We start from the raw sequence: 7766 nt of genomic DNA, 5'->3' as shown, positions 1-7766 counted from the left end.
AGGATGCTCTCGGCACCTGGATCACTCCGTCGCGTGACTACACCCAGACCGTGTGGGTGGTCGCCGTGAGCTTTGCGGTACCCATGCTGGCGCTGGCGGGCGCGGCGCTGCTTCGGTGGGGCTACAAAGCCTACTTTGTCCTGCTGGTGCTCGTCGGTACCACGGTCGCGGTGGGCGTGTACCCCTATGACAACCCCTCGCCGCTGGGCGCTGCGTTCCGCGCGTTCGCGCAGGCATCCACCGCCGGGTTCGCGCTCCGGTCAATGCCCCGGGCGGTACCACTGGTCGCGCTCGGTCTGTCGGTGCTGCTCGCCGGCGGGCTCGCGGCGGCCAGCGAACGGCTGGGCACCGCGGTCGGCACCGCGGTCGGCACCGTCAGTGGACGCGTGCGCGGGCGCTCCGGGGGCACCCGCCGCCGCGATGTCCGGACCCGGTTGCCGCGGCTGGCGCCCGGCACCGCATGGATCGTCGTCATCGTCCTGATAGTGGCGAACCTCAGTCCGCTGTGGCGTGGCCGGTTCATCGAGTCGGATCTGGACCGCCCCGAGCAGATCCCCGCCTACGAGCGCCAGGTCGCCACCGCACTGGACGCGACCGGTCCGGCCACCCGGGTGCTGGAACTGCCCGGTGCGGACTTCGCCCATTACCGCTGGGGGACCACCCTGGACCCCGTCCTGCCCGGCCTGACCAACCGCCCCTACCTGGTGCGTGAGCTGATCCCGTTCAGCGCCGCCGCATCCGCCGACCTGCTACGCGCCGTGGACCGCCGGCTGCAGGAAGGCGTGTTCGAAACCGGTTCGCTGGCCGACATGGCCCGGCTGATGGGAGTCGGTGACATCGTGCTGCGCAGCAACCAGCAGTACGAACGCTTCCGCACCCCGCGGCCGGTGCCTACCTGGGCGCTGTTCACCGACCCGGTGCCCGCCGGGCTTGGCGCGCCACGCCGCTTCGGCCCGCCGGTCACCGACGCACCACGCATTCCCGTCAACGACGAGCTGGCCCTGGGTACCCCACCGGACGCGGTCGACCCGCCGGCGCTGGCCGTATTCGGAGTCACCGACCCACAACCCATCGTGCGGACGGCGGCCACCGGGGCACCGCTGCTCGTCAGCGGCAACGGGGAGGGGCTGGTGGACGCCGCGGCCGCCGGCCTGCTGGCCGACCCGCTCACAACGAACCGGGCCATCCTCTACACCGCGTCGATGGCAGCCGACCCGGCATCGGTCGGCCAGGCCCTGAGCGACGGCGCCGATCTTCTTCTCACCGACAGCAACCGGCGCCGGGCCGAACGGTGGGGCTCGATCCGGGACAACTACGGGTACGTGGAAGGCCCCGACACGGTCGCGCTGGCACCCGACCCCAACGACAACCGACTACCGGTCTTTCCGGCCGAGACCACGGCGGCCCAGACGGTCGCGGTGCTGCACGCCCCCGGCCAGCCCGGCGACATCGCCGCCGTCGGCGCAACCAGCTACGGCAACGCGTTCTCCTACAGCCCGCCGGAACGTCCGGTGGGCGCGGTCGACGGCGACCTCGACACCGCGTGGCAGGTCGGCGCGTTCGCCAACCCGGCGGGCCAGCGCCTCCAGATCGCCGTGACGGACCCGGTGCGCACCGACCGCGTCCGTCTCGTCCAACCGCTACGCGGCTCCCCCAACCGGTGGATCACCAAGGCGACGCTCCGGTTCGACGGCGACGCACCGGTGAGTGTGAACCTCACCGCCGCGTCCCGGACCGAAGCCGGCCAGCTGGTCACCTTCCCGGCCCGTCGGTTCACCCGCCTGGACATCACCGTCGAGGAGACCAACACCGGGGTCCGCGCGCAATACGCGGATCTGTCCAGCGTCGGGTTTGCCGAAGTCGACATCGTCCGACCGGACGGCACGTCCCCGCACGCACACGAGCTCCTGCGGATGCCGACCGACCTGCTGACCGCGGCGGGCACGGCATCGGTGCAACACCGGCTCATGCTGCAGGTCACCCGCGACCGGGCGAACCCGGGCGAACCGTTCCGATCCGACGCCGAGGCGACCATGGCGCGGGTGTTCACCCTGCCCACCGCGCGTACCTTCGCGCTCACCGGCACCGCCCGCGCGTCCGCCTATGCCAACGACCTGATCCTGGGTACCTCCACCGGCCGGCCCTCGGACACGGTGACCACCGAATCGTCCGGGCGGCTGCCCGGTGATCTGGCTGCCGGCAGCGCCGGCGCGTTCGACGGTGACCCGGCGACGCTGTGGAGTCCCGGCTTCGGGATGCAGACCGACGCCTGGATCCAGGTCAACTCCCCGAAGCCGGTGAGTTTCTCGACGCTGACCCTGTCGGTGGTGGCCGACGGGCGCCATTCCGTGCCGAGGACACTCGGGCTGGTCGTGGACGGTAAGCGGGTGGACACGCTGACCATCCCGCCGATCACCGACATGCCGGGCGCCAGGATCGGACAGCCAGGCGCCAGCCGGACGGTCACCCTCTCCTTTCCCCCCGTCCGGGGCAGCAACATCCGCCTTGTGGTCGACGACATCCGGTCGGTCACCACCCGGGACCCGATCAGCCAGCAGCTGATCACGATGCCGGTGGGACTGGCCGAGGTCGACCTCGCCGGCCTGCGGGTTCCCCCGGCGACGGCAACCCTGCCGGGCGCATGCCGTAGCGATCTCCTCACGCTCGACGGACGCCCGGTCCCGGTACGGATCACCGGTTCCAGCGCCGACGCGCTCGCCCGCAAGGGCCTGCTGGTGTCGCTCTGCGGCGACCCCATCACCCTGGGACCCGGCGACCACGTGCTACGCACCATCGCGGGAGCCGGCGTCGGATACGATCTGGACCGCCTTGTACTGGCCTCCGAGCCCGGTGGTGGCGCGTCGCCGATCACTGCCGCCGGCTCGGTCGCACCGGCCGCCCTGAGCACCCCGGTCCGATCATCGGGCGCGAGCACCACCCGCGCGCCGGCGGTGGCGGTCACCGGATCGAGCGACACCTCGTTCGCCCTGCGGGTCACCAACGCCGAACCCGGCACACCGTTCTGGCTGGTGCTCGGGCAGAGCCTGTCCGCCGGCTGGAAGGCGACCTCACGGGGAACCTCAACGGGAGGATCGACGACCAGCGACTACGGCGCGCCACGACTGGTGGACGGCTACGCCAACGGCTGGCGGATCACTCCGACCGCGTCCAGCTTCACCGTCGATCTGCGCTGGACCCCCCAACGGCTGGTGCGCCGTGCTCTGGCGCTCTCCGGCATCGCGCTGACCTCCTGCGTCGTGTTGATGGTCGTGACGGCGAGAAGGCGCCGGCGATCACGCACGCAGGCCGATCCGGTGACCGCCGAGCTACCCCGGTTCGCATCGCCGGCGCCGCGGGCCCCGCGGGTACCGGTCATGGTCGCGGTACTCACAGCGACGGTGGCTGCCCTGATCGCCATGGCACTGGTGAACCCGGCGGCGAGTATCGCCACCGGGCTGGCAACCCTGGCCGCGCTACTCCTGCCCCGGGGCCGGACCCTGCTCACGCTCGGACCGGTGGCCGTGCTGACCCTGAGCGCCACCTATGTCATCCAGGTCCAGCTGCGCCACAGCCTGCCCAGCGACGGGGAGTGGGTCAGGGCCTTCGCGCGGGTCGCGACCGTGTCCTGGATCGCGGTTCTGCTCCTGGGTGCCGACGTCCTCGTCACGGCGGTGCAACACCGGTACCGACACGATCTCACCGCGGATGTCACCGCCGATGTCACCGCCGATGTCACCGCCGGCCCGTCAGGCCCGGGCACCGGCGCGGTCACCGGCGCGGTCACCGGCGGCGATGCCGCGCGACCCACCGTTCACCCGTGACACCACAGTGCGGCCAACGGCTCGCGCAGCGGCCCGCAGCGCATTCTCAGCACCGCACAGAGCGGCGCTCGGTGGCTGATCGACCTCGGTCACCGCGGTGCCGACCACGAACGACGGCCTCGGCTCCCCATCCCATGACACCCGCAACCGGGCGATCATCTCGTTCGACCCGACCTGGCTCCCACCCGGGAAGGCGACGACGAAGCGGTTGTGCGACCAACGCCCCAGCTCCGCACCGGGACCGGCGGCCGCACGCAGCTGGCCGGCAAACTGTGTGAGGATGTGCTCGTCGCCACAGATGCCGTCCGGGTCCGAACCCGGGTCCGAACCCGGCTCCGATGGGGCACCGAGCACCGCGAACAGGCAGAGGACGGTTCGCGCGGGCAGGCCCTGCAGAATCGCCAGGAAGCGCTCGCGGCTGGTGAGGCTGGTTGCCGGGTCGATACCGATCTCCCGGACGCGGACCTGTGCCCGTCGCAACCGCGCAAGGGTATGACCGGCCTGACCGCCCAACAGGGTGACCGCGCGCAGGCCCGCCTGGTCGGGCTCGTCCCGCCTGACCGTCCAGCGGGCCACCACAAGCCCGATCAGGCCGCCCTCACCGGGAAGCGGCACCAGCAGCGCAGAGGCGATGCGCAGCCGCCGCACGACGTCCGCCGGGAACAGCGTCGAGGATGTGACGTCGGCCAGGAACACCGGCGCCCTGGTACGCAGGACGGCCCCGATGCCGACGGTGTCGCGCCCGGTGAACCGCTCCGCGGGCGTCGCTCCGTCCTCGTCCGACTTCGTCGCTCCGTCCTCGTCCGACTTCGTCGCTCCGTCCTCGTCCGACTTCGTCGCGGTGGCCACCACGTGGAACACCGTCGATCCGGGAAGGTCAGCGAGCAGTAGGCTGGCCGCATCCGCGTCGAGAAGCGCTCGGGAGACCTCGGCGACCGTCGACCCGGCCGCATCCAGGTGATCGGGATACCAGAACTGGTCCAGCACGCCCAGCGCCCCGGTCACCTCCGCCAGCATCCGGTTGGCTCGGCGGGCCTCCAGTAATTGCATGACCTGGTGTCCCAGGGCGGCGAGCGACTCGCGTTGGCCGGGGGTGAGAGCACGAGGAATACGGTCCACCGCCACGACGTGCCCGATCACCTTGCGATCAGGGGTGGTGATCGGCGCTCCGGCGTAGAAACGGAATGACCGGCGCGGCCCGATCCTGGCCAGGCGCATGAAGCGGGGGTCCGCGGCCATGTCCGCAATCTCGAAGACCCCGGTTTCGGCGAGCGCCCACTGACTGACCGACACATCGCGCGGTCGTTCGGTCACCGTCGAGCCGTGGCAGGCCTTGAACCATTCCCGATCGGTGTCCAGGAACGCGACGAGTCCCACCGGGGTGTCGCACAGGCGGGCCGCCAGCGCGGCGATCTCGTCGAATTCAGGCTCGCTGTCGGAATCGAGGATCTCGTACCGGCGCAGCGCGGCGATCCGGGCGGGTTCGTCAGCCGGCCTGACAACGGGCGGTCCGGCCATGACCAGTTCCGGCGGGCACGGCCGCGCCACCCGATCGGGGCCCACCACCCGATCGGGGCCCACCACCCGATCGGGGCCCACCACCCGATCGGGGCCCGCCACCGAATCGGCCTGCACCGTCGCGGCGGGCCCGGGAACGGCCGCGACGACCGCGCAGGCCTGCGCGGTCAGCAGCGCCAGCAGCTCGGGCGAGGGAGGCAGCGGCCGCGAGATCGCCTCCCCCTGGAGAAGATCGCATCCGAGCTCCATCAGCCCGCAGGGCCCGGGCATCCTCGACGCCCTCGCCGACGACCCGTAGCCCCAGGCGATGGCCGAGCTCCAGGACGGTACGGACGATCGCGACGTCGGGCAGGCTGCCGTGCGCGTCGGAGACGAACCCCCGGTCGATCTTCACCTCGTCGAACGGCAGCGCCTTGAGGATCTCCATCGAGCTGTAACCCGTTCCGAAGTCGTCCAACGACAACGTCACCCCGCGGGTGCGCAGTTCCCGCAGCATCGCCGCGGCCCGGGCCGGCTGGGTGACCAGTGCGCTCTCGGTGATTTCCAACGTCAGGACGTCTGCGGGCAGGCCGTGCACGGACAGCGTGTCCGAAACCAGGTTGGGCAGATCGTCGCGGACGAGCATCCGCGCCGAGAGGTTCACCGACACCGGTACGTGGTGGCCGGCCGACGCCCAGTCGGCGCACTGGCGCAGCGCCTCGTTGAGCACCCACTCGGTCACATCGATGATCAGAGTGGACCGTTCCGCCATCGGCAGGAAGGCTCCGGGGGCCAGCAGACCGCGATCGGGGTGCGCCCAGCGCAGCAGTGCCTCTACACCGGCGATGCGCCCGGTATGGGCGGACTGCAGCGGCTGGTAGTGCAGGACCAGTTCGCCACCGGCGACGGCGGCGCGCAGCTGCGCGTGCAGGGCGAGTTCCCACGGCCGGACGCCGGCCATGCCCGGGTCCCACACACCGGCCCGTTCGCCGTCCCGTTTGGCCGCGTGCAGCGCCGCGTCCGCCGCCGGCAGGAGGGCGTCGAGGCTCGCGCCGTGCAGCGGGGCGACCGCGACACCGGCGCTGGCCTCGACCTCGACCTCGACGCCGTCGATCCGGAACGGACCGAGGATCTGACTGATCACCATTCGGCCGATGGCGCGCATCTGATCACGTGCGGCCTCGGGCTCGTCGGGCAGCTCAACCCCACACATGACGACCGCGAACTCATCGCTGCCGATGCGGCCGGTGAAGGCAGGGTCCACGGGTACGCTGTGCAACTGCATCGCGATGGCCTGCAGCAGCCGGTCGCCGGCGTCATGACCAAGAGCGTCGTTGACCTCGCGGAACCGGTTGATGTCAAGGAGCACCAGCACGGCGTGGTGACCGGCGGCGATCGCCGCGGCGATCGCGGGCTGGGCCACCCGGGCCAGGCCGGCCCGGTTCGCCAGCCCCGTCAGCGGATCCCGGTCCACCAGCAGCTGGCTCCAGCGGCCGAACCCGTACACAACCAGAGTCGTCCCGCTGACGGTGAAGACGGTCATCACGACCGCGGGCATCGCGACACCGAGATCGCCTTCGATCGCGAAGCCTGCCACGGCCCCCGCGCTGATGAGCGCGGCATGGACAAGGGCCACCCACAGTCTGTGAACCATCGCGCCATAGGCGGCGATCCAGGCGTACCAGAGCAGATAGAGGTCGGCGTCCCTGCCGGAATCACTGTCACACAGCGCAATCGTGACCGCGAGGACCGAGGAGAGCACCAGGATGTGGTGAGCCATCGGCCGGATGCGTCGCAACAGCAGCGCGGCAACCAGGTTGGCGATGCTTATCGCCACGGCGAGCCAGGTCCCCAGCTGGTTCTGCCCCGGCGACCAGGGCAGCAGCGCGAGGACGGAGAAGGCGAAGACTCCCCCGACGGAAAGTATGACCAGAAATCGCCGTCGATCCGTGAAGGACGGAACGCTCATGGTGAACGATCCTCCTGCCGTCGGGGGTAAGGTGCCGCCGCCCGGCGGGACAGCACCCTGGCAACCACCGGGCCCCGACAACTACCGAGAGCGACCAAACGGGCCAAAAATCTTCGATTCACGACCCAGAGACAACGCCGCCCCATCACCGTAACCCAGCGCCACCACTTACACCGTCGGGCGCTGATAGGCGCAGACAGTGAGCGCACAGCCTCGCCGCGAGATCGCCGCGAGGGCGACGCGAGGTCAGTGGGCGGCGTCGTCCCAGGTCAGGCCGCAACCAACACTGACGTCGAGAGGAACCGACATCTGGTAGGCCGCTCCCATCTCGGTCCGTACCAGCGCCTCGACCTCGGCGCGCTCACCCGCAGCGATCTCCAGCACAAGCTCGTCATGGACCTGGAGCAACAGCCGGGACCGCAGTCTGCGCTCCCGCAGCGCCCGATCGACGCCCAACATGGCGATCTTTATGATGTCCG

The 7766-nt window shown here is 70.9% G+C and carries 4 protein-coding genes; 1 reads left to right on the top strand and 3 read right to left on the bottom strand.

Annotated features, from left to right (window positions below):
* The coding region (locus U9977_RS23400) for an alpha-(1->3)-arabinofuranosyltransferase domain-containing protein (RefSeq protein WP_322751442.1) at positions 1-3821 on the top strand (3821 nt) is incomplete at its 5' end.
* Here U9977_RS23400 and U9977_RS23395 read toward each other — a convergent pair.
* The 3 genes from U9977_RS23395 to U9977_RS23385 form a co-directional block, all read right to left on the bottom strand.
* Entirely contained in the window at positions 3747-5339 is a 1593-nt protein-coding gene (locus U9977_RS23395) for a GAF domain-containing protein (protein ID WP_322751441.1), read from the bottom strand. The genes U9977_RS23400 and U9977_RS23395 overlap by 75 nt on opposite strands.
* Complete coding sequence (locus tag U9977_RS23390) at positions 5308-7287, bottom strand: bifunctional diguanylate cyclase/phosphodiesterase (RefSeq protein ID WP_322751440.1); 1980 nt, start codon at positions 7285-7287, stop codon at positions 5308-5310. Before U9977_RS23390 ends, U9977_RS23395 begins: the two co-directional genes overlap by 32 nt.
* Before the next feature lie 246 nt (positions 7288-7533).
* On the bottom strand, positions 7534-7766 hold a 233-nt coding region (locus U9977_RS23385), incomplete at its 5' end, for a DNA polymerase (protein ID WP_322751439.1).

Origin of the sequence: Protofrankia sp. Cas8, assembly GCF_963555845.1 — a bacterium.
In the GTDB taxonomy this organism is placed as follows: domain Bacteria; phylum Actinomycetota; class Actinomycetes; order Frankiales; family Frankiaceae; genus Protofrankia.
This window is presented reverse-complemented; position numbering and strand designations above follow the sequence as displayed.

What these genes read in the sequence shown, in the direction of transcription:
- U9977_RS23390 (WP_322751440.1), bottom strand. Translation starts at nt 7,287, where the DNA reads ATGAGCGTTCCGTCCTTCACGGATCGACGGCGATTTCTGGTCATACTT.
- U9977_RS23395 (WP_322751441.1), bottom strand. Translation starts at nt 5,339, where the DNA reads ATGGCCGGACCGCCCGTTGTCAGGCCGGCTGACGAACCCGCCCGGATC.